This window comes from Streptococcus sp. 32226D021BW (assembly GCF_053545015.1).
Genome location: NZ_JBPPVC010000001.1, coordinates 19,078 through 42,285, shown reverse-complemented (window position 1 = coordinate 42,285; position 23,208 = coordinate 19,078). Strand labels below are relative to the sequence as shown.

Genomic DNA, 23,208 nt, shown 5'->3' with positions numbered 1-23,208 from the left:
CTAACTTTTTGGGGTCAGTACATGGACCAGTCCTGTCTTAATAAATCCAAATTCTGAGAGGGGACTTAAACGGAAGGTCAGTCGCCCAATAATCTGTTTTTCAGCAATTAAACCAAAGCTACGGCTGTCCTGTCTATTTGTCCGAACGTCGTTCAGAACCAGATAATGCTTTTTTGGAATACTGATATGTTGGCCACCAGTCAAGGTTGTGAGATTGAAATCTTCTGTATAACTCTCTTGAGAAGACGGAGTATGCAAATAATTCTCTGCAACAATCACATCGTTTTTATATAAGACATCATCCATATATGTAACTGTTTCGTCTTCTATGGCTATAATTCGACTAACATATTCTTTACCTTCATACCTATAGAGAACGAAATCCCCATGTGTTAAGTCAGCCTTGCGAACAGTTACAATAAAGTCGCCTTCTTTGATATAGTCGTTTGCCATCTGGGATGTGATGGTTACTGGTTCAAAAAACCATACTCTCAAACCAATCAATCCCAAAATCAACAGAATGACCAAACTGATCTGCTTTACTAAATCTCTCTTTACCATAATCTCTCCAATCAATACTATTATACCATAAACTCAGGTTATCCATTGATAAGATGACGGTATATTTCCTCAGCAATGACTTGATTTCCGAGAGGTGTTAAGTGCAGACCATCACTATAATATTCCAAATGCCCCTTGGTTAAGGGATAGAGGTTGATAACTGGCACATCCAATTCCTGACCAATTGCTGCAATAATGACTTGTAATTCGTCTTCAATAATCTGATTATTGAGCCCGAAGCGACTGGTTGGCACGAAAGGTGGAATGACCAAGTAAAGATCTGGTTGACTAGGTAAACTCAAGTACCGCTCTGCCATTTCCTTGTATTCGCTAATAAATCGCTCCTTATTCCAGTAAGGACCACGGCTGTCATTGCTACCAATCATAATAATGACAATGTCTGCCTCGCTCTCAAGGGACAACTGGGCATTTTTCTCTTTAAAATAGGGATAATCCGACGTTGACTGAAGCGAACGTCCACTCAAACCGAAATTGGACACCTGATAAAGATGCCCCAGCTTCTCTGCTAAAATACAGGGATAGGCATCTTTTTCACGGTTCTCCAGTCCGTAACCGTAGGTCAGGCTATCGCCAACTGTTGCAACTTTTATGGCCCCACTTCCGACTGTCAGGACCTCTGGATACATAATATCTGACACGTGAACTCCTCTGTTTTTCTTATCATTCTATTGTACCATCTTGAAAAAAATAAATAAACCCATGAATTTGTGATATAATGAACATTATGAAAAAAAACGTGATGATTATAGGCGGAGGGATTGTTGGCTCAACAGCCGCCTTCTACCTCTCCCAAGATGAAACTGTCAACCTAACCCTCATTGACCATGGTGTCGGCACTGCTACTCGTGCAGCTGCCGGGATTATCTGCCCTTGGATGGCCCAAAAGAAAAATAAAGATTGGTATAAACTGACTTCCGAAGGCGCAGTCTTCTATCGCAAATTGGTCGCCGATCTAGAGGCTGCTGGAGTCAAGGATATCCCTTTCAAGCAAACTGGAACTATCGGCCTGAAGAGCAAGCCAGAATTGCTGAAAAAAATCCAAAAGATTGCGGAAGACCGCCGTGTCGATACTCCCACCATTGGTCAAATTACAAGCTTGCAAGGCGAAGAAATCAGCGACTATCTCCCACCACTCAAACCTGATTTTTACGGCATTCATTTAGAAGGAGGCGGCCGTATCGATGGTGGGCGTTTGATTGACATTTTGCAAGAAGAAGTTTTGAAAAATGGCGGAGCGCTTCTACAAGGACAGGCAAAATTGCTAGACGCTCATACTGTCCAACTAGATGGACAAGAGATGTCAGCCGACCACATCATCCTGGCTACAGGAGCCTGGCTACCACATATCCTTGAACCTCTTGGTTATCAGGTTGATGTTCGTCCACAAAAAGGACAATTGTTGGAATTAGATACCCAATACGACACTAATAACTGGCCAGTCTGCATGCCCTATGGACAAATTGACATCTTGCCTTTTGAAAATGGAAAAATCATCGTCGGAGCTACACACGAGGATGATATGGGTTATGACCTGACACTTGACCCGGAAAAAATTCAAGCTATGCAAGTTAAGGCAACCGAGTTTATGCCAGACCTAGCCAACTATTCCGTTGCCAGAACACGGATTGGAACCCGTGCTTACACTTCAAACTATGCACCATTTTATGGCAATATCGAAGACATGAAGAATGTTTGGGTTGCTAGCGGTCTAGGTTCCTCTGGTTTGACAAATGGTCCATTCATCGGCTGGCAAATCGCTCAAGAAATTTTAGGGAAGGAAACCAGTTTCGACCGTACAGCCTATTCACCAAATAACTATATCCAAAAAATATAAAACCGCTAAAAGGCCACTCGTTCTGAGTAGCCTTTTTATATCTTTTTTCAAGAAAAAGTGATGTTACATATTCTTCAACTCGATGACCATATCACGAATCTGGGCTGCCAGTTCAAAGTCAAGCACTTCTGCGGCTTCCTGCATTTGACCTTCCAGTTTCTTGATCATGGCCTTGCGTTCATCTTTATTAAGAGCATTGAAGTCCACTACTTCTTCCTTGTCCTGAGTGACAGCCTTGGTCACGCTAATCAGGTCACGGATTTCTTTCTTAATAGTTTGTGGAATGATGCCATGCTCTTCATTATAAGCCATCTGGATTTGACGGCGGCGGGCTGTTTCTTCCATGGCCTTCCGCATAGACTCGGTGACCTTGTCAGCATACATAATCACATGACCTTCAGAGTTACGGGCCGCCCGACCGATTGTCTGGATGAGCCCTCGTTCATTACGGAGGAAACCTTCCTTGTCTGCATCCAAGATAGCTACCAGACTTACTTCAGGCACGTCAATCCCTTCACGCAAGAGGTTAATCCCTATCAGAACATCGAAAACACCTAGACGCAAGTCACGGATAATCTCCGTACGCTCCAAGGTCTTGATGTCCGAGTGCATATACTTGACCTTGACACCCATTTCTTTAAGATAGTCGGTCAAGTCCTCTGCCATTTTCTTGGTCAGGGTGGTGATAAAGGTCCGCTCGCCTTTTTCAACACGGGCATTGATTTCACCTAAAAGGTCGTCCATTTGGCCCATGGTTGGACGGACTTCTACCTCAGGATCCAGAAGCCCGGTCGGCCGAATGATCTGCTCGACAACGGTCTCTGTCTGCTCCATTTCATAGTCACCCGGCGTCGCAGATACATAGACAATCTGGTGGACATGGCTCTCAAATTCTTCCCTGCGCAGCGGACGGTTGTCCAATGCACTCGGGAGGCGGAAACCATAGTTGACCAGCATCTCCTTGCGTGAGCGGTCACCATTGTACATACCCTTAATCTGCCCCATAGTCATGTGGCTCTCGTCAATCATGATGAGATAATCTTCAGGGAAAAAGTCCAGCAGGGTATAAGGAGGCTCGCCCTCGCTTCGCCCGTCCATGTGTCGTGAATAGTTCTCAACTCCGTTGGTATAGCCCATTTCTCGAAGCATCTCGATGTCGTAGTCGGTCCGTTGTTTCAATCGCTGAGCTTCTAAGAGTTTTCCTTCTGCCTCAAAGACCTTGAGCTGCTCTTCCAGTTCCGCCTGAATCTTGGCAATAGCCGTTTCCATGTGGTCATCGTTGGTCACGAAGTGGGTGGCAGGGAAAATGGCCAAGTGATCCACATCGCCCAAAACCTTACCAGTCAGGCTTTCAATCTCACGAATGCGGTCAATTTCATCCCCGAAAAACTCCACACGGAAGGCGTGTTCATCACGAGAAGCTGGGAAAATCTCCACCACATCTCCACGTGCACGGAAGAGTCCCCGTTGGAAGTCGATGTCATTGCGCTCAAACTGGATATCTACCAGAGAATTGAGCAACTGGTCCCGGGAAATCTCCTGACCTGGTCGCAGGCTGACCACGCTGTCAGAATATTCCTTGGGCGATCCCAAACCGTAGATACAGGAAACGGAGGCAACGACGATGACATCGTTGCGTTCGAGAAGAGCTGAGGTCGCTGAGTGACGGAGTTTGTCAATCTCATCATTGACCGAACTGTCCTTCTCAATATAGGTGTCGCTAGACGGTACATAAGCTTCTGGCTGGTAGTAATCATAGTAAGATACGAAGTATTCGACCGCATTTTCTGGGAAGAACTCCTTGAACTCACTATAAAGCTGACCAGCCAAGGTCTTGTTGTGGGCGATAACCAGAGTGGGCTTATTGACACGGGCAATGACCTGACTCATGGTGTAGGTCTTACCCGTACCAGTCGCCCCCATGAGAATCTGGGCTTTTTCTCCACCCTCGATGTTATCGACCAAGGTTTCGATGGCTTGGGGCTGGTCACCAGACGGTGCATATTTTGACACTAGTTTAAATTGGTTTTCAGTATTTCGGTTGATCATTTGTTCAATTTTCTTTCTTCTAGTAAATCTTGCAACTTCTCTTCGGAAAAATGCTCAATTGGGCCGGGTTCAATATCAAGAATCGAAGTTTCCGCCGTGTATTTCAATAAATTCTTTATCTTAATTCCATATTGTTTAGCATAAAAGACAGCTCGCTCACTGTCATGAAATAATATCAATAAGTGCGTGTAGGTGTCCGACAAACTGGCCCTTGCACTCGTTTTAGCCCCAGTCGCAAATGCGATTGTCTTCCCTACAGATTCTACGGTTTTTTCAGAAACATTTCCAAAAAGACGGCTCAAGCCTGCTCCTAGTGTCTGTTCTTCTAGGCAGATAAACTCAATTTCGTTTATAGGAATGGACACAGCTTTTCTTCGAAATATTCCCCGATAGAGAACAAAGTGCTTCTCTGTCAGTTCAAATGCTTTTAATCCAAAAAAGAGGCGCTGTATAGAAACGATAATAACCAGATGTGAAGCCAAGGTTGGAATGCCAAAGATCAGTAAAAATAAAATCCCACCGAGGATCACTATCGCTACATCTTCTCCCCATAAACTGATAAATAAATCAACCGTTAGATAAGACAATGGCAAGCCAAAAAACAAACTCAGACCCAAGGCCAACAAAGATTTCCATCTGCTATAACGAACAATCATACCCATTCCTTTCACTATTCTATTTTACCAGTACCAGTCGCCCCCATGAGAATCTGGGCTTTTTCGCCCCCCTCAATATTATCCACCAAGGTTTCAATGGCTTGGGGCTGGTCACCTGAAGGTGAATATTTTGACACAAGTTTAAATTGGTTTTCAGTATTTCGATTGATCATAGGTCTATTATAGCAAATTTTTCTTGCAGATAGGATTTGTGAGTTTCTTAACTTTTTTCTAAAAAACAATTGCATTTGTACTAAGATAGCAGTATAATAATTGTAATTTATTATATTTATCTAGGAGGTTCTTATGATTCAATTTAACCACGTTAGTAAAGCCTATGGCGACACCTTAGCCCTCGATGATTTGGATTTGACCATCAAAAGTGGTGAAATTTTCGGCTTGATTGGGCATAACGGTGCTGGTAAGACAACGACCATCAGCCTGCTCACTTCCATTATCCAAGCCAGTCATGGAACCATCTCCGTCGACGGACTTAATCTGGAAGAAAATCGAGATGAGGTCAAAAAACGGATTGCCTATGTACCCGATTCACCTGATATTTTCCTTCACTTGACAGCTTTTGAGTATTGGCATTTTCTCGGCAAGGTTTACGGGGTTGATATGGAAACTGTAAACCAGCGTATTAACAAACTAGCAACTCTCTTTGATATGAGCGCCCGTCAGCACGAACCCATTGATAGTTTCTCCCACGGTATGCGACAGAAAACCATTATCATCGGCGCGCTCATTCCTAGCCCAGATATTTGGATTTTGGATGAACCCTTGACTGGACTGGATCCCCAGGCCTCATTTGACCTCAAGCAGATGATGAAGGACCATGCCAAAGGTGGTAATACCGTTCTCTTTTCGACCCATGTCTTGTCTGTTGCAGAACAACTCTGTGACCGTATTGGCATTCTGAGAAAGGGACGACTTATCTTCGTAGGTAGTCTGGAAGAATTAAAATCCCAATATCCTGACAAGGACTTGGAGACCATCTACCTCGAATTAGCCGGTCGCCAACAAAGAGAGGCAGGTGAGGTCGGATGAACAAATCTCTAATTTGGGAATTGGTCAAAATCAATATCCTCTACTCCAACCCGCAACTGCTAGCTTCCGTCAAGAAAAAACAAAATAAGAATAAAGATGGACGTTTTTCAGCCTATCGGAGCATCCTTATCCAGCAAGGCTTCCTCATTCTGATGATGGCTATTCTCTACTCCGTCTTCTTTCTGGGGATTGACTACAAACGGTCCACAGGTTTCTTCTCCCTACAACTAGCCCTATTTGCTATACTGGCAACCGTCTATGGTTTCACAGGCTTATTTTCTGTCTTCTACGACAGCAAGGACACCAAACTCTATCTACCTCTTCCCTTAAAAGCAAGCGAGGTTTTTATCGCCAAATTCTTATCGGCTCAAGGTATGGTCTTGCCCTTCCTCATCCCTTGCCTTTCTCTTCTTATCATCACCTATTGGCAGATAGGGGGACCAGCCTTTGCACTTTTTGCCTTGCCAAGTTTTATTCTCCTATGGTTCCTAGTCAATCTTCTCAATATGATTTTTATGCACTTTATCGGAGAAATCTTGACCAAGAGCCCACATAAGAAAACCATTTCTACTATTCTTCTGACAGGCTCATCTCTGGTTTCAATGGGAGCGCTTATGTTTCTCCAATCCCAGCAAACCGCTTCATTCCAGACAGATGGATTTGTACAATTTCCAGAAGTACCACTTTTTGTAGGTTTCCACTACATCATCAGCCAACCATTTTCGATGGCTACAGTTGTCAATCTCATCCTTCCTATTTTGTTCATGTTGGGATTGGTCCACTTTGCCATTAAAACTGTTATTCCGAATTATTTCCAACAGGTTTTGGCAATTGATACTGCTTCATCAAAACGTAAGGTCGGCAAACCAAGGAAATTACCTCAGAATTTAAATCAGGCCCTTATCAAACACCATTTATCTACCCTCAACGACAGCAACCTGATGGTACAGACCTTCTTACAGTCCTTGGTGCTAGGAGTTGCCCTGCTCCCATCAATTTCAAAAATTACTGAAGGTGATAGACTTGGTGTTCTTTCATGGGAATATTTCGGGATTGCTTTATTGGCTGGCTTCTTGCTAGGTAGTATGTTTGCAGGGTCAACGACCTTTATCGGAACAGCCATGTCCTTGGAAAAGGAAAATTACCACTTTATCCGAACTTTGCCCATTAACTTCAAACAGTTTATTATTCAAAAGTTTTGGGTGATTGCTGCGGTTCAATTCCTGGTTCCGACTTTGCTCTATCTCATGTTAGCCCTATTTGTCATGAAAGTAAACATGATCTTAGCCCTCTTCTTTGGTCTAGGTATACTTGTTTCTGCCCTACTAACTGGACAAATTTATTACTGGAGGGACCAACGCCTACTCATGCTCAACTGGCAGAATTCCAACCAGCTTTTCGGTCGCGGAGCGGGTCAATGGCTGATTGCCGGGTCCATCCTATTAACCATGTTCCTTGGAACTATTTTAATCATTATTAGTTCAATGATCGCCTCTATGTTTGGTGGACTTCCAGTCAGTTTTGGACTTACTGGCTTACTCATCGTCTTTTCAGGCTGCCTCCAGCTCTTTATTTATAAGGCCTACTGGAAAAAACTATAAAAATAAACCAGATTTCGAATGTGAAATCTGGTTTTTGAATGCTGTTAGTCTTGTTCAGCGTAGTATTCCTGACCATAGCCAGCAACTTCTGCATTCACTTGCCAATGGATACCAAATTTGTCTTGCAAGGAACCATAAGCAGGTGACCATGGCACAGCCTGCAAGTCCATCGTAATCTTCATGGCACCTTCAGATAGTTTTGTGAACAAGTCTTGGGCAGTTTCTGCATCATCCGTAATCAAGGCAACTGTAATGTTGTCACCAACTGAGTATGGCATTTCTGGGTTATTGTCAGAAAGCATGAACCGTTGTCCGTTTAAACGGAATTGGGCATTCATGACAAAGTTTTCCAATTCTGGCGGGCAGTTTGGCACAAAATCTTTATACAGATTGACTTGCTCTACCTCTGCACCAAGTGCATTTTTGTAGAATTCAATAGCTTCTTGACCGTTACCGTTAGTTACCAAGTAAACTTCCATTGCTTTAAGCATGGGATACCTCCAAATTTTTGATACTCCATTATATCACTAGTTAGTCATACGGACAAATTTTTTGTTTAAAAAAGTTGAGTTGTCATCAACTCAACTTATACTTTATTCATACCCGCCACCAGGTACACCGAAGTATTCTTCTAGTGTTAACCCAGAATTATAGATATCTGTCGCTTCCTGTCCAATATAACGAACATGCCAGGTTTCCGCCATGTAACCTGTCGAGCTTTCTTTTCCAGGCAAATAACGTACGATAAATCCATAATGATGGGCGTTATCAGCCAACCACTGGGATGCGGCTGGTTCTTCTAATAAATTCCCCGAACTATCGAGCAAATCAAAGGCGAGACCAGTTTGATGTTCACTGTAACCCGCACGCGCTGAATAGGTATCCGCTGCTGCTTGACCATCTTGATTGACATAGGATTGATAGAGGCCAGCCTGGGTTTCATAGGAGCGGAAACCACTATAGTTGTTGGAAATGGCAAAACCGTATGCCTGCATATCAGCAATCAACTGCTGGAAAGCCGCCAAGGCTTGAGGATCTTCACCAGGAGCATAACTAGCTGCAAGAGGGTGCTTCTTATTAGCGATAATGACTTCCCCATATTTTCCTTGAACGCTATAGTAAGACCCGTTATAAGTAGCGGTTGTTGCTAGCTCAGTCTGACTGCTTGTGGCTTCCTCACCAGTCGTCGAACTGGTTTCTGTTGAACTGGTAGAACTTTCCTGAGTTTCTTGACTAGAGCTAGCTTGCACCGGCGAACTACTAGTGGTAGACTGGCTTGATGCTGAACTACTGCTACTTGATGGACTGGCATCCGTTGACTTCTGACCACAGGCTACTAATAAAAGCACCATCGGAAGTAATAAGCCTAGTTTCTTATACATTTCTCTCCATCCTTTCGTCTATTCGTCGTATACCTTTATTCTAACATAAAGTGAATTAAAAGATTGGACAGAACCAGCTCCAATTCCTACCTTTCCAATTAGCAACTCCATATAGAAGGGGCAGCTATTATGTCAAAATCCCAAATAATTCCTGGTAATTGGAAATGATATAAGTCGGCTGGGCTGAACCAGTCAAGGCAGATTTTGTTGGATTATACCAGACCGAATCCATGCCCGCATTATTTGCGCCTTGGATATCAGCCGTCAAGCTGTCACCAATCATGAGAAATTTGGACATATCTGAACAGCCAATTTGCTCTGCTATTTTTTCATAAAAATCAGCCGCAGGCTTCTGTGTCCCCATCTGTTCTGAGATAAAGACCTGCTTGAAATAGGTCTGAATAGGGGAGTTGAGGAGACGATTTTCCTGAATATAGGTCACGCCGTTGGTCGCCGCATAGAGCTGGTAACCACGGTCAACCAGTTCTTTAAGTAATAGGTCTGCACCTTCAAATATCTGACCTTGCTGACCAATAAATTCTTGATAGCGGTGGGCCATTTCACGACCATCCACTTCCCTCCCAAAATGTGCAAAGGTTTTGGAAAAGCGCGTGTTGATCAATTCTTTCTTGGTAATTAGACCTTTTTCAAGTTCCTTCCACATACCTTGGTTGAGCGGACGATAGATGGCTTTAAAGGCCTCTATATCCTCCACATCCATGAACTCCAAAAATTGAGTGAGGGCCACTTCTTCTCCTTGGTTAAAATCCAAAAGTGTGTGATCAAGATCGAATAATAAATATTTATATGACAACTTTATACCCTCTCTTTTACTAGTGTTTCTGCCTTTTCCGTGCTTAAGCTCTCCAGCGTTGGGTTTTCTTCAACATCATTGGATAGCTTGCTTTCATGAGAAATTTTATAAATGCATTTCCTTGACCGTTTGAAATAGCTTGTTTACCTTTTTTAAGCATTTGTTCAAATGTTATATCTGGTTCTAAAAATTCACCATTGGCATAGCAGTACGAGCAAAACAAATTAGAGTGGCTGCCGTCTTTCTCTGATCCACGAACATCTTGACCATGCAAATTTAAGGGCATAGCACAAGATTGACAAAATTTTTCCATTTATTACCTCATTTTGTAGAATTAAAACTAAATAAGTACTATTTTTCAAGAAAATTAGCCATCGCTTCTTTTTTCTTGGGAATGGATAACATACGATCACTTATCCCACTCTGTAACAGAGGTGCAATGTTTTCTATATATTCTTTTTCCTTATTTCTTCTAATACCCATCTTAACTTCTTCATGCAAAACTTCAAAAGCTAAGATAAGATTTTGACTACCTAGTATCTCATCATTCATACCGAAATATAACGGATTTTTTCTTAATTGGTATAAATGCTGGGCACATCTTATCAGCATAGAAAATGATTCACCAATATACAAGACTCGTCGTTCACCATTATCTTTCTGAAGCGATATTTGATATACTCCCCCCTTGATGGCATCTAATATGTCATTTTGAAAAAAATGAACTCTAATATTCATCACTATTCACCTTTCTCAATCGGCGCTAAACTTGCCAAGACCTTCTTAAGTCCCATTTCTGGGAAATTGATTTTGAGTTCTTGATTGCTGCCTGAACCTGATACTTCAAGAACAGTTCCACGGCCCCATTTCTTATGGACAGCGATGTCACCAACTGACCAGTTGGTGCCTGAACCTGACGATTTGTTGCTTGATGCGAAAGGCATACTGCCTCCGAGCTTGGCAGATGGTTGGACAGTTGCTTTTCGGCTTTGCATGGCTTGTTGTAAGCTCATGCCTTGTCCAAACTGTGTCGCTCTGCCATTGACATAAGAGGCCTTAAAGCTAGTATTGGCTGGACGAGCAAGACCTTGATAATCCAATAAGTCGCTAGAAATTTCGCGAATAAAACGGCTTGGCTGATTGTAGTTACTTCGACCAAAGAGCAGGCGGGAGTTGGCATTGGTCAGATAGAGGGTCTGCTCTGCACGTGTAATACCAACATAAGCCAAACGGCGTTCTTCTTCCAACTCATCCTCTTCTTCTGCTGCACGGCTGAGTGGGAAGACATTTTCCTCCATACCAATTAGGAAGACAACAGGAAATTCCAGACCCTTGGCCGCATGGAGAGTCATGAGGGTCACTTCTGAAGATTCGGTATCACCGTCGTCTGTATCCGCAATCAGTGCCAAATCAAGTAGGAAACGAGTCAAGCGATCCAGACCTGTCTCTTCTTCCTCAATATCCTTCTCATCGAAGTTTTTGGTAACAGATAGAAATTCCTGAATATTCTCAATACGGGCATTGGCTTCCAGCGTATTTTGTGCTGCAAGGGCATCAATGTAGCCTGTTTGCCGCAAGACAGCCTCGACTACTTGGGTCACGGTCAAGTCATCCAGTTGATTGCGGAGCTTATAGAGAAGGTTGGCTAGGTCGAATACTGCCTGCGCTGTCTTGCCCTTGACTGGTGACAACATAATATCCTGCGAAGCTTCCAATAAAGACATGCCATGTGTGTTGGCAAAATCGCGGATCTTATCGACTGTGCCAGGTCCCACACCACGCTTTGGCTCATTGACAATGCGTTCATAGGAGATATTATCCGATGGGTTAGCAATGATATTCAAATAAGAAATCACATCTCGAATTTCCTTACGGCTGTAGAACTTGGTGCCACCCACCATGGTGTAGGGAATGTTGGACTTAAGCAAAGCTTCTTCAATAGTACGGGACTGGGCATTTGTACGGTAAAGAACTGCAAAATCCTTATAGGCCTTACCTTCTCGATGCAACTGATCAATCTGTCCTACAACAAAAATCGCCTCGTCATTCTCATCTCTGGCACGATAGTAGGTAATCAAATCACCTTGGGCATTCTGGGTCCAGAGTTTCTTAGGACGACGGTTGCGGTTGTTTTCGATGACCTCATTAGCCGCCTGCAAGACGTTCTTGGTCGAACGATAGTTTTCCTCCAAAAGAACGACCTTGCTTTCTGGATAGTCCTTTTCAAAGTCTAGGATATTTTGCATATCCGCTCCACGCCAGCCGTAGATAGACTGGTCCGCATCACCGACCACACAGATATTCTTGAAACGCGATGCCAAGAGCTTGACCAACTGGTACTGGGCATGGTTGGTATCCTGATACTCATCGACATGGATGTACTGGAATTTCTGCTGGTAATAGGTCAGGACCTCTGGATTTTGATCAAAAAGGCGGAGCGTCAACATGATCAAATCATCAAAGTCAACGGCCTCTGACTGTCTTAGTTCCTTTTGATAAGCTGTGTAGCATTTAGCGACAATCTGCGTGTATAGGTCGCCTGCCTGGGCTTCAAATGCCTTGTCATCAATCAAGTCGTTCTTGGCATTGGAAATGGTGCTCAGGATAGAACGTTCACTCCACTTTTTCGGATCTAGATTGAGATTTTTCAAAATCCGTTTCATTAGTGTACGCTGCTCACCTGGATCTACAATCGTAAAATTGCGATTGTAGCCGATGTGGTCGGCATCACGGCGTAAAATACGGACACACATGGAGTGGAAGGTCGCAATTAAACAATCCTGAGTTGCAGGATTGAGAGCATAAGCCCGCTCCTTCATCTCACGCGCAGCCTTGTTGGTAAAGGTAATGGCCAAGATATTCCAAGGATTGACCATCTTTTCATCAATCAAGTAAGCGATTCGATGGGTAAGAACTCGCGTCTTACCCGAACCAGCACCTGCCATAATCAAAAGCGGTCCTTCAGTTGTCTGCACCGCTTCCGCCTGTCTGTCATTCATTCCGTTTAATAATGGGTTCATTGTCTCATACTTTCTCTAAAAAATCATTCTCTCCATTATACCAAAAAATCTCTCGATAGGCAGTGGCAATGTGATCGATGGCAAGCAAAAAAGCCCAGAGTCAACTCTGAGCTTTTGTATTCAATTGATTATTCAGCACCCAATGCAGCCACTGTGATGTAGTTGTATGGTTTGTTGAAGTGTGGCAAGAAGAACAAGTCTGTCAATGCCAATTTTTCGATTGTTACGCCTTCTTGGATTGCCAATGAGAAGAGGTGGATACCCAATGAGATATCTTCACGAGCTGCCATTTGAGCACCAAGGATACGACGTGAATCTTTATCGTAAACGATCTTGATAGTTACTGGGAAGTTACCATGTTCCATGAATTCTGGTTTTTGGTTGTCAGTTACTTCAGTAACAGCAGCGTTCAATCCAAGACGAGTTGCTTTTTCAAGTGTCAAACCTGTTGATACAAGGTTAAGACCATAGATAGAGATACCGTTAGAACCTTGTACACCGATACCTTCAAGGTCAGTACCACAGATGTTGTGAGCTGCTACGATACCAGTACGTACTGCGTTTGAAGCCAAAGCGATGTAGCTTGTGTCGCCAGTAGCGTTGTCGTAGATAGTTGCACAGTCACCGATAGCGTATACGCCTGGAATTGAAGTTTCTTGGCGTTTGTTTACAAGGAAGGCACCGTTACGGAAACGCTCGATTCCTTCACCTGCAAATGCAGTGTTTGGACGGAAGCCAACAGCCAAGATAACCATGTCAACATCGTATTCGTTCTTGTCAGTAATGATTTTCTCAACTTTGCCGTTACCAGCAACTTCTTGAACAGTTTCACCGAAGGCAAGTTTGATACCATTGTCTTCCATGTTTTTAGCCATAAGGTCTGACAAGTCGCGGTCATAGTAACCAGCCAAACATGTATCCACAACGTCGATAAGGATAACTTCTTTACCTTTACGTTGGAATGCTTCCGCAAGCTCAACACCGATGTAACCAGCACCTACAACTGCTACGCGGTTGATGTCTTTATTTTTCAATTTTTCAATAACATCTGCTGAGTTTTGGTACAATTTAACGAATTGCAAGTTTTCAAGAGTTGCTTCAAATTCAAGAGAACCTTCTTTGATTGCAGCACCTTTAATTGGTGGCAAGATTGGTTGTGAACCTGTAGCAAAAAGAAGTTTGTCGTAAGCTTCAACGTGCTCTTGACCGTTTACAAGTGCAGTAACTGTTTTTGCTTCATAGTCGATAGCTGTAACAGGTGACTCCATGTAGACTTTAGCGCCCATGCTTTCCAACTGCTCTTTATCTGAGTAGAAAAGTCCTTCTGGACCAGCAATTTGCTCACCAATCCACAAAGCCATACCACAACCCAAGAATGAGATGTTTGAGTTTTGGTCAAATACAACGATTTCGTTTTCTTGACCGTAGTTTGTCAACATAGTTTTGATTGCGGCAGTACCTGCGTGGTTAGCACCGACAACAACGATTTTAGACATAAGTAAAATCTCACTTTCAAAATAAATATTTTTTTACATCATCTATTATACTACACATTTGTTACCGATTTCAAAATTTTTGCTCAGAAAATCACATTTTTTTCTTTAAACCTGTTGCTAAGCCTTAAAAGCAGCCTAAACATAGTCTACATTGTAGCCATTATTTTTTAAATCATTGCCAAAGACAGGTTGTCAACATAAAAAATCCCATAGGCACGAACTACGGGATTCAACTAGTTAGATTGGGATTAACTAATTTGATTATACGCTAATGGTTGGTTGTTTACAAATACTTTTTAAATATATATTGTTATAGCTTTTGACTATAACAAAAAGATCAGTGAAGAAAGTTAACTTCGCCACTCTCCATATCTTTTCTTTATCGAATTTGCTCAAAGCGCAAATGAACGACAATCTTGTCAGCATATCCATTACGTTCCAAATCACGTTGCAAACGATAAGAAATATAATGTTCAGCTATGGTAATATAACCGGCATCCAATAAACGATGCTCAACTTGTGACTGAACCATGCTGATGGTTGGACGTTCTGTATGAGCTTCTTCCAAATCAAGCACGACTTTCTTCGTCACTTGAGCTAGGTTTTTCCGCCATGTATCGTCGATTACATATACAGTTTGAGCTGCCTTAATAATGGCTTGGTAAATTTTTTCTGGATCAAATTCAACAATTTCACCACTTCGTTTAATAACCTGCATATCTAACTCCTTTCCGGTTTTCAGTAAACCCTTTCATACTATAATTATCTACGTTTTTAAGCATTTTGTCAAGTTTTCTTTTCATAAATTGGTCTAACATTTTTTTCCTCAAACCATTTCTTATGTTATAATGTAGCTATCAATAAAAAAAGGAGAAATATATGACTTCTGCAATGCCAAAGCGTCAAGAAATTGATGTGCAATTAACTTGGAATACTGATTTGCTATTCCCAACACCTGAAAATTACAAAGAAAATTTGGTTGCTTATGCTAATCAAGTCACTGCCTTCGAAACAAACTACAAAGGAAAACTAACAGACAAGGAAACCATAGTAGCTGCTCTCAAAGAATATGAGAAAATCGTTATTCTCGATAGCCGACTTTCTCACTATGCTTTTTTGCCACTTGAAGTCGATAAGATGAATACCGAACTTGCTAGCCTTGCCAACGAATATGACTTGGTTGCAGCCAAGACTCTTCCAAAACGAGATTTCCTCTATTCTGAACTTGGTCAGTTAGATGAAGCCTTTCTACTTGAATTAAAAGAGGAACAACCACAATGGGCAGCATTCTTCGATGCTATTCTCCGTGACAAGCCGCATCAACTGCACCCACTTCAAGAAGAACTTTTATCAAATTTTGCACCAACATTTGGTCAGCCCTATAACAACTACGGTGTGACCAAGTTTGAAGATATGACCTTTGACAACTTTGAGGCAAATGGTGAAACACTTGGTAATAGCTATGTTCTCTTTGAAAATGATTATGAACTCAGCCATGATACCGAAATCCGTCGCAATTCCGCTGCTGGTTTCTATTCAACCTTGAAAAAATACAAGAATACAACCGCAGCAACTTATTTATCCCACATCAAGAATGAGCAAATCGAAGCTCGCTTGCGTGGATTTGACAATACCATTGACTTCCTCTTGCATCGTCAAAACGTATCCCGCGACCTATTTGATCGTCAGATTGATGTTATCATGAAGGAATTGGCTCCTCACATGCGTCGCTTTGTGAAATTGGTTGCCAAGGCTCATGGCTTGGACAAGATCACACACGCTGACTTGAAAATCAGTCTGCCATCTGAATACAACCAACGCATCACACCTGAAGAATCTAAGCAATTCTTGATTGACTGCTTGGGCATTCTTGGAGAAGATTATGTGAAAATGATCGAGCAATCTTTCGATGAGCGTTGGATTGACTTTGCTCAAAACGAAGGCAAGGCAACAGGTGGTTTCTGTGCTACTCTTTACGATGGACCATCCTATATCCTACTTTCATGGACAGGTTTGATGAATGAAGTCTTGGTATTGGCACATGAATTGGGCCACGCTGGACATTTCCAATGGGCGAAAAAACAAAGTGTCCTCAGCTATGAACCATCCCTTTACTTCATCGAGGCACCTTCTACTGCTAATGAGGTCTTGACATGTAACACCCTTTTGAAAAACAACCAAGATCCTGGCTTCCAGGCTTACTTGATTAGCGAGTTGATCAGCCGTACTTATTTCCACAACATGGTTACTCACTTGCTTGAAGCAGCCTTCCAGCGTGAAGTCTATACTCGTTTGGACAATGAAGAATACCTCAATGGTGATATTCTCTGCCAAATCAAGTTGGATGTCATCAAGGAATTCTGGGGTGAAGACTTTGAAATCGGTGACGATGCAGGTCTTATCTGGATGCGTCAACCGCACTACTACATTGGTTTGTATCCATATACCTACTCAGCTGGTTTGACCATCGGTACGGCTATGGCTAAGCAATTGGAAGAAAATCCTGAAGAAGTTGTTGGAAAATGGTTAGAAACCCTGTCACTTGGTGCAAGTCTTTCTGCCCAAGACCTTGCTAAACACGCAGGCGTTGACGTTTCGACTGATCAACCACTTAAAGAAACCATTGCCTATGTCGGCTCATTGGTGGATAAATTAGAATCACTAATCTAAGACAAATAAAAGGCTTGAACATATTGGTTCAGGCCTTTTTGTCTATTCTTTCTTGATACCAATTTTTGATATAGGTCAATCCATCCTGACTTAAAAAATGTCCCTTATCAAAACGAACTAGGTTGGCTTTGGGAAAGGCTGACATTTGCCAGTCATCTACAAGATTTTCAAGAGCGACTTGGTCGACGAGTTGGTCATTTTTCCCCACTGTAAACAAGATCTCTGCTCTGCTATTTTCCATAGGAAATGCATATTCTAAAGCCGATGGGTGCAGTAATAGGTAAACATCTGCCAAATCTGCCTGCTTGGTCAACAAGCCCATGATAAAATTAGCTCCGTTTGAAAAACCTACGAAAGTAATCTGACGATAATCTCGGATATCCAAGTCCTGCCAAAAATCCAGAAAAGCCGACAAGCGCCTTTCAAAATCGACAAGATCCAGCTGACCGTCAATGAGAGGTGCAAAGAACCGCCTTTCCCTGCCTTGACCCCAACTTCCATCTAAGGAAAGGACAGAAGCTTTTGGAGCCAGCTGTTGGCGAAGAAAGAGCATGGAGTCCTTGTTGCCACCTGTTCCGTGGAAAAATACCAAAAGACGAGGACTGGTCCCTTTGATAAAGCGATAATCCATACTTCATTTCTCCTAATAACGTTGGGAGAGATTTTTTTCGATATCCTGTCTGTCCTCTTCAAAGAAACTTGGCAAGAACAGTTCAACTTTATCTAGCAGCTTATCTTGTCTTGGCATGGCAGCCTCTCTTTCGCCAGCCATGGTCGCAACCTCAAACATGAGATAATTGGGCGCTCGAAAGTACAAGGAATGCATGAAATCTCGATTGATAATCCCAGAATGTGGACGATTGATGAGATTTAAGCGACTAATCAGGTCTTCCAAGTCGGACTCATCTAAGACACCAAATGCGATATGATGAATGGCCCCGACTCCCATCACGCTGATTGGCGACTCTTGGTCAAGAATTAGATAAAGTCGATGTTGGAAGTTGTTATCAAAGAGCAGAGAAATCACTAACTTATCTTCAAAAACAAATCGACTTTCCTCGACAAAACCAAAAGTCTCTGTCAGCAAAGATAACAACTCCTTTTCTTCACGAATCCGCATATGAAGACTGGCGATGCCAAGAATAGCGTATTCTGACGGAATTTCATCTGTTTCATACGGAAACATTTCTCCGATAGCGTCATGATAGGTCAAGCCAAGCAACTGCCCATCTTCATCTTGGAAATTCAGAATATGCCCATTTCCAAAAGCCTGAATTCCTTCATTTTCCACTTCAAACTCTGTCAGTCTTTTCTGCCAAAATTCTAATGCCTCAAAATTTTTTACCAAAAAAACAGTTCTTTCCAAACGATTGGTTCCGTTTCGATGATTGGGATGGTTAGGCATATCAAAAATGGTATATTCCGTTCCAAAACGACCTTCATCATCACCAAAAAAAAGATGATACATGCTTGAATCTTCTTGATTGACAGTTTTCAAGGTCAATTTCAAACCAAGAATATGATGATAAAAATGATAGGCTTGGTGTATGTTTCCTACCAAACTTGAAATGTGATGAATTCCAATATTGTTCATAGCTTTACCTCGATATTTAATATGAATGCATTTTATCACTAATTAGTTATAAAATCAAGAAAAATGCACAAAGAAAACACCTGAATGACTTCAAGTGCTTCTAGGAGATTATATGAAAAAGATGATTTTATTATAAGGCACTTTCCTTAAAACAATTTTTTTAAAAAAAACAACTAGAAAAATATTCTAGCTGTTTGTTTCTATTATAAAAAGAATGATAGTATGAGACCACCTAGGATACCACCTACAAGTGCCGCTAGGATGTTATTGGTTGCTTTACCAACTTTACCACCTCTGGCTGCTGAAGCTACGAAGACACCTACCCCTGCAGCCAATCCCATATCGACCCATGCATCACCAGATTGAGACATTAAACCAACACCGTGATTGAGGCACCAAACTGTACCAACAACCATTGCTGCTGCCAACCAGCCACCAATTGGTCCGAAATGTTCAACCATTTTTCCCCAGGTTAGTCGAATAACAAATGGGAAAATAAAGGCACCTACAAGTGTTGCTATTGCTTGTTGAATTGTCATGATTTTCCTCCTAATCTTTTTCCATATCTTCTTCAATCTTAGCAGCTACCAAGCCACCGATAGTTGCGCCAACAATAATCAAAAGAATAGTAGGCAGAGAATCTGCAATGGTGCCAAAACCTTTCAAAAATGCATCTCGAAAAATACCGCAGATAGCAATCCCAAGCCCCATATCAACGAAAGCTGAATCAGCATCATGTTTAATCAGACCTAGGTAGTGGTTCATGTACCACATTGGGCCGATGATGATAAATGCTGCGAAGAATCCTCCGATAATGCCATAAGCTTCTGCAAAGGCTCCCCAAACACTCATGACAATCATACCAGCTATCATATAGCCGATTGTTGAACGTAAAAATTTCATAATTCCTCCTTCGGATATTCTAATCTACCACCTTGTAAATCAGATAAATTGTTTTATGCTTGTTTCAAATATGCTAAATCATTCTTAACGAGTGTATCAGCTAGCAATTGTTCCTGTTGAGCTAGCTCTTCTTCTGACCAAGCATAGTATGCAGCCATTTCTTTCAAGACATCTGGTGCTACTGCATCCAACTGCTCACGCATAAAGAGCATGTAGTTGGTCCGACGGAGAAGATAGTCTACCGCAGTCAAGGTCATTTCTTCTTTCATGGCATAATGAAGAGAAAGCAAATCACGCTGATTGAGGGCAGACACAGCCTCAATTTTATGGTTCAAGGCAAATACTTTTGGCGCATTTGAACCATACAAGTTAGCTAGATAGAGAGCATCATCGTATTCCAAACCTTTTTTCACACCTAATTGAGCCAAGTGTTCGATTTCTTCTGCTACATTAGCTGGGTTCAATTCGCCACCAGATACAGGATAAGTCTTAGAATTGATGAGTTTAAAGATACGACCATGTTCTTCTTTGAGGATGTCTGCTACTTTTTCAATTGCACCTTCAGCCATCTTACGGAAATCGGTGATTTTACCACCTGCAAGTGTCAGCAAACCATTGTCATCACGGTCAAGGGCAGAACCACGCGATACAGCAGACGGATCCAAGTGTTTTTCAGAAACGCTACCTTCCAGATGGGTCAAATCATGTTCCACATCATCACGGGTCTTTTCATTGTTTAGATAAGCTTTGACTGTTTCAATCAAGCTATTGAAACTATCATCACTAAGTTTACCATTATTTCCACCGTTGTAATCAGAAGCACCATTTCCAGACAAGAGGGGACGAAGACCCGCCCAACCGCTCTCAATGTCATCAAGGGTCAAGTTTGCTTCTGGGAAGCGATTATTGACAATATCAAGCAGGTAATCAACATCTTCTTGGGTTACCATTGGATTCGCCAAATCACCAGTATAGTCTGTATCAGTCGTACCAAAATAGGTTTTGTTTTCACGAGGAAGGACAAAGACCATACGGCCGTCAGCATGACCAGTGTCAAAGTAGGTTGGTTGTGGAACAGACAAGCGAGAGCTATCGACAACTAGGTGCACACCCTTGGTTGGACGCATCTGGAGAACACCTGAGCCTTCTCCTCCAAGATTACGCACTTCGTCACTCCAAGGTCCTGTTGTATTGATGACCAAACGCGCACGAATTTCAAATGTGCTGTCTGTCAACAAATCACGAGCGACGATTCCGACAACTTTTCCAGCCTCATCTTTGATGAATTTCTCAGCTTTAACACGGCTGGCAATCAATGCGCCGTCTTTGGCTGCTCGTTTGATGTTTTCAATTACCAGACGAGCATCATTGTTGCGGAAGTCAAGGTAGACACCGCCACCAATCAGACCTTCTTGCTTCAAGTTTGGTTCGCGTTCAAGCACTTCTTCCTTGGTCAGAACTTTATTGGCCATATCGGTATTATTGACGCCAGCCAAAAGGTCATAAAGATCCATAGCCACTTTCAAACGGAATAGACTAAAGGTTGAACCTGGCTCGTCATAGACTGGGAGCAACATTGGGTCTGGTTTTGGAATATGCGGGGCAATGTTTTGCACTACTGCACGTTCTGACACTGTATCTGATACTACTTCGACGTCAAATTGTTTGAGGTAGCGAAGACCACCGTGGACCAACTTGGTTGAACGACTTGATGTCCCTTCGGCAAAGTCCTGCATTTCAATCAAGGCTGTTTCCATACCACTAGCAGCAGCTTGGAGGGCTACACCCGCCCCCGTAATACCACCACCAATAATCAAGAGATCCAACTGTCTATCTTGCATTTTTTCAATCGCTAAGCGACGAGTTTCTATTGAAAATTCCATGTTTTCACACTTTCTAACTTTTTACTCTTCATCCAATTGTGCAAATAATTGCGTTGCAGCAACTGCTTTTTTCCAGCCTTTATAGAGCTGTTCTTTGCGGGCTTCATTCATTGCTGGCTTGAAGGATTGACCAACTGCGTTCAATTCTTTCAATTCATCCAGATCTTTCCAGAAACCTACTGCAAGACCTGCTAGGAAGGCTGCACCAAGTGCGGTTGTTTCTAAGTTTTTAGCACGCGCAATCTCAATCCCAAGAATATCAGCCTGGAATTGCATGAGAAGGCTGTTCATAGCTGCGCCACCATCAACCTTCAAGACTGAGATGTCAATACCTGAGTCAATCTGCATGGTGTCAATAACATCGCGTACTTGGTAGGCAATGGATTGGAGGGTTGCTTTCACAAAATCTTCCTTGGTTGTTCCACGCGTCAAGCCAAAGACTGAACCACGCGCATCTGAATTCCAATAAGGAGCTCCCAAACCTGTAAAGGCTGGTACAACATAGACCTCATCATTGCTCGTTGATTTGCGAGCCAACTCTTCAGATTCTGGTGATTCTTTAACCATCCGCATACCGTCACGAAGCCATTGCACAGCTGATCCTGCGATAAAGATTGACCCTTCGAGTGCATAGTAAACTTTTCCGTTGATGCCATAACCGATAGTGGTCAAGAGGCTATTCTCAGATAGCTGCATTTCCTCACCCGTATTCATGACGATGAAGGAACCTGTTCCATAGGTATTTTTCACCATCCCTGGTTCAAATGCCAACTGTCCAAAGAGGGCTGCCTGCTGGTCACCTGCCATACCAGAGATTGGAACTTCTGCACCGTAGAAATGGAAGGGTGCTGTGGTACCATAAACTTCTGAGTTGGAACGAACTTCTGGCAACATAGCTTTTGGAATATTGAGGAGTTCAAGGATCTCATCATCCCACTTGAGTTCCTTGATATTGTAAAGCATAGTACGAGCTGCGTTAGAGTAGTCCGTCACATGGCACTTACCATTGGTCAATTTCCAAACCAACCAAGTATCAATAGTTCCAAAGAGGATTTCACCTTTTTCTGCACGTTCTTGAGCTCCAGGAACTTGGTCCAAAATCCAACGAACTTTGGTTGCTGAGAAGTAGGCATCAATGACCAAGCCTGTTTTCTTATGGAAAAGGTCAGCATAACCATCTTGTTTTAACTGTTCTGCAATGTGGGCTGTCTGACGTGATTGCCAAACAATGGCGTTATAAATCGGAAGTCCAGTTTCCTTGTCCCAAACAACTGTTGTTTCACGTTGGTTGGTGATACCAATCCCTTCAATCTGGTCTGGACGAACACCACTTTCAATAAAGGAACCTGCAATAACAGACTGAACAGAATTCCAAATCTCATTGGCATTGTGTTCTACCCAACCTGGTTTAGGGAAGATTTGCGTGAATTCTTTTTGGTAGCTACCAACTTTTTCACCTTTTTTGTTAAAGATGATGGCGCGTGAGCTTGTTGTACCTTGGTCGATGGCCATAATGTATTTTTCTGCAGACATTTCCTGTCCTCCTTGTAGGTTTATCTTTTTTTGAAAGCGTTTCCGACTTCCTTGTGATTTTATTGTAATCTATTTTTCGAGAATAATCTTATCAATTTTTTTACTATTTCAAAAAAAATTGATAAAGTTGTCTTCTTTTAG

At 42.4% G+C, this 23,208-nt stretch carries 22 protein-coding genes and 1 pseudogene; 4 read left to right on the top strand and 19 right to left on the bottom strand.

Annotation, left to right across the window (positions count from 1 at the left end):
* Positions 1–561 (bottom strand): signal peptidase I, encoded by a 561-nt coding sequence (gene lepB, locus ACEE44_RS00210; RefSeq protein ID WP_449170827.1) that lies wholly within the window; start codon positions 559–561, stop codon positions 1–3.
* Positions 562–599: 38 nt separating this feature from the next.
* On the bottom strand, positions 600–1,220 hold the full coding sequence (locus tag ACEE44_RS00205) for a GDSL-type esterase/lipase family protein (RefSeq protein ID WP_449170826.1): 621 nt from the start codon (positions 1,218–1,220) through the stop codon (positions 600–602).
* A gap of 86 nt (positions 1,221–1,306) precedes the next feature.
* Between ACEE44_RS00205 and ACEE44_RS00200 the strand changes: the two genes are divergently transcribed.
* Positions 1,307–2,416: an NAD(P)/FAD-dependent oxidoreductase gene (locus ACEE44_RS00200; protein ID WP_449170825.1), complete on the top strand. Its 1,110-nt coding sequence runs from the start codon at positions 1,307–1,309 to the stop codon at positions 2,414–2,416.
* Between the two features lie 63 nt (positions 2,417–2,479).
* Here the strand turns inward: ACEE44_RS00200 and uvrB are convergent, their stop codons facing one another.
* The 3 genes and pseudogenes from uvrB to ACEE44_RS00185 all read right to left on the bottom strand — a co-directional run.
* Positions 2,480–4,465 carry an excinuclease ABC subunit UvrB gene (gene uvrB, locus ACEE44_RS00195; RefSeq protein WP_449170824.1) on the bottom strand — a complete coding sequence of 662 codons (1,986 nt, stop codon included), beginning with the start codon at positions 4,463–4,465 and terminating at the stop codon, positions 2,480–2,482.
* The gene (locus ACEE44_RS00190; RefSeq protein WP_449170823.1) at positions 4,462–5,127 is read right to left on the bottom strand and encodes a hypothetical protein; all 666 of its coding nucleotides are present in this window, start codon (positions 5,125–5,127) and stop codon (positions 4,462–4,464) included. Before ACEE44_RS00190 ends, uvrB begins: the two co-directional genes overlap by 4 nt.
* Before the next feature lie 17 nt (positions 5,128–5,144).
* Positions 5,145–5,294, bottom strand: a pseudogene (locus ACEE44_RS00185) (DEAD/DEAH box helicase family protein); the annotation flags it as partial.
* A 133-nt stretch (positions 5,295–5,427) separates the two neighbouring features.
* Between ACEE44_RS00185 and ACEE44_RS00180 the strand changes: the two are divergent.
* On the top strand, positions 5,428–6,171 hold the full coding sequence (locus tag ACEE44_RS00180; protein WP_449170822.1) for an ABC transporter ATP-binding protein: 744 nt from the start codon (positions 5,428–5,430) through the stop codon (positions 6,169–6,171).
* Positions 6,168–7,772 (top strand): permease, encoded by a 1,605-nt coding sequence (locus ACEE44_RS00175; protein WP_449170821.1) that lies wholly within the window; start codon positions 6,168–6,170, stop codon positions 7,770–7,772. Before ACEE44_RS00180 ends, ACEE44_RS00175 begins: the two co-directional genes overlap by 4 nt.
* 44 nt (positions 7,773–7,816) lie before the next feature.
* Here the strand turns inward: ACEE44_RS00175 and ACEE44_RS00170 are convergent, their stop codons facing one another.
* From ACEE44_RS00170 to ACEE44_RS00135, 8 genes are all read right to left on the bottom strand, one after another.
* Positions 7,817–8,263, bottom strand: coding sequence for a VOC family protein (locus tag ACEE44_RS00170; RefSeq protein WP_105118460.1), 447 nt, complete (start codon positions 8,261–8,263; stop codon positions 7,817–7,819).
* Positions 8,264–8,365: 102 nt separating this feature from the next.
* The gene (ldcB, locus tag ACEE44_RS00165; RefSeq protein WP_449170820.1) at positions 8,366–9,154 is read right to left on the bottom strand and encodes an LD-carboxypeptidase LdcB/DacB; all 789 of its coding nucleotides are present in this window, start codon (positions 9,152–9,154) and stop codon (positions 8,366–8,368) included.
* 127 nt (positions 9,155–9,281) lie between these two features.
* Positions 9,282–9,968, bottom strand: coding sequence for a YjjG family noncanonical pyrimidine nucleotidase (locus ACEE44_RS00160; protein ID WP_449170819.1), 687 nt, complete (start codon positions 9,966–9,968; stop codon positions 9,282–9,284).
* 43 nt (positions 9,969–10,011) lie between these two features.
* A complete protein-coding gene (locus ACEE44_RS00155) occupies positions 10,012–10,281 on the bottom strand; it encodes a zinc ribbon domain-containing protein (protein ID WP_248054794.1) in 270 nt (89 codons plus the stop codon).
* 38 nt (positions 10,282–10,319) lie between these two features.
* Positions 10,320–10,706: a hypothetical protein gene (locus tag ACEE44_RS00150; RefSeq protein WP_449170818.1), complete on the bottom strand. Its 387-nt coding sequence runs from the start codon at positions 10,704–10,706 to the stop codon at positions 10,320–10,322.
* A 2-nt stretch (positions 10,707–10,708) separates the two neighbouring features.
* Entirely contained in the window at positions 10,709–12,988 is a 2,280-nt protein-coding gene (gene pcrA, locus ACEE44_RS00145; protein ID WP_449170817.1) for a DNA helicase PcrA, read from the bottom strand.
* A 128-nt stretch (positions 12,989–13,116) separates the two neighbouring features.
* Positions 13,117–14,484, bottom strand: a complete 1,368-nt coding sequence (gene nox, locus ACEE44_RS00140; protein WP_449170816.1) for a H2O-forming NADH oxidase — start codon at positions 14,482–14,484, stop codon at positions 13,117–13,119.
* A 379-nt stretch (positions 14,485–14,863) separates the two neighbouring features.
* Positions 14,864–15,202 carry an ATP cone domain-containing protein gene (locus tag ACEE44_RS00135; RefSeq protein ID WP_105109201.1) on the bottom strand — a complete coding sequence of 113 codons (339 nt, stop codon included), beginning with the start codon at positions 15,200–15,202 and terminating at the stop codon, positions 14,864–14,866.
* Positions 15,203–15,363: 161 nt separating this feature from the next.
* Between ACEE44_RS00135 and pepF the strand changes: the two genes are divergently transcribed.
* Positions 15,364–17,154 (top strand): oligoendopeptidase F, encoded by a 1,791-nt coding sequence (gene pepF / locus ACEE44_RS00130; RefSeq protein WP_449170815.1) that lies wholly within the window; start codon positions 15,364–15,366, stop codon positions 17,152–17,154.
* A 28-nt stretch (positions 17,155–17,182) separates the two neighbouring features.
* Here pepF and ACEE44_RS00125 read toward each other — a convergent pair whose 3' ends face one another.
* From ACEE44_RS00125 to glpK, 6 genes are all read right to left on the bottom strand, one after another.
* Positions 17,183–17,785 (bottom strand): alpha/beta hydrolase, encoded by a 603-nt coding sequence (locus ACEE44_RS00125; RefSeq protein WP_449170814.1) that lies wholly within the window; start codon positions 17,783–17,785, stop codon positions 17,183–17,185.
* Positions 17,786–17,797: 12 nt separating this feature from the next.
* Positions 17,798–18,748: a VOC family protein gene (locus tag ACEE44_RS00120; protein WP_449170813.1), complete on the bottom strand. Its 951-nt coding sequence runs from the start codon at positions 18,746–18,748 to the stop codon at positions 17,798–17,800.
* 203 nt (positions 18,749–18,951) lie between these two features.
* Complete coding sequence (locus tag ACEE44_RS00115) at positions 18,952–19,287, bottom strand: Lin0368 family putative glycerol transporter subunit (RefSeq protein WP_332413052.1); 336 nt, start codon at positions 19,285–19,287, stop codon at positions 18,952–18,954.
* A gap of 10 nt (positions 19,288–19,297) precedes the next feature.
* On the bottom strand, positions 19,298–19,651 hold the full coding sequence (locus ACEE44_RS00110; RefSeq protein ID WP_172029573.1) for a Lin0368 family putative glycerol transporter subunit: 354 nt from the start codon (positions 19,649–19,651) through the stop codon (positions 19,298–19,300).
* 53 nt (positions 19,652–19,704) lie between these two features.
* Positions 19,705–21,534 (bottom strand): type 1 glycerol-3-phosphate oxidase, encoded by a 1,830-nt coding sequence (gene glpO, locus ACEE44_RS00105; RefSeq protein ID WP_449170812.1) that lies wholly within the window; start codon positions 21,532–21,534, stop codon positions 19,705–19,707.
* A gap of 21 nt (positions 21,535–21,555) precedes the next feature.
* A complete protein-coding gene (gene glpK / locus ACEE44_RS00100) occupies positions 21,556–23,067 on the bottom strand; it encodes a glycerol kinase GlpK (RefSeq protein WP_172091215.1) in 1,512 nt (503 codons plus the stop codon).
* Positions 23,068–23,208 lie beyond the last annotated feature (141 nt).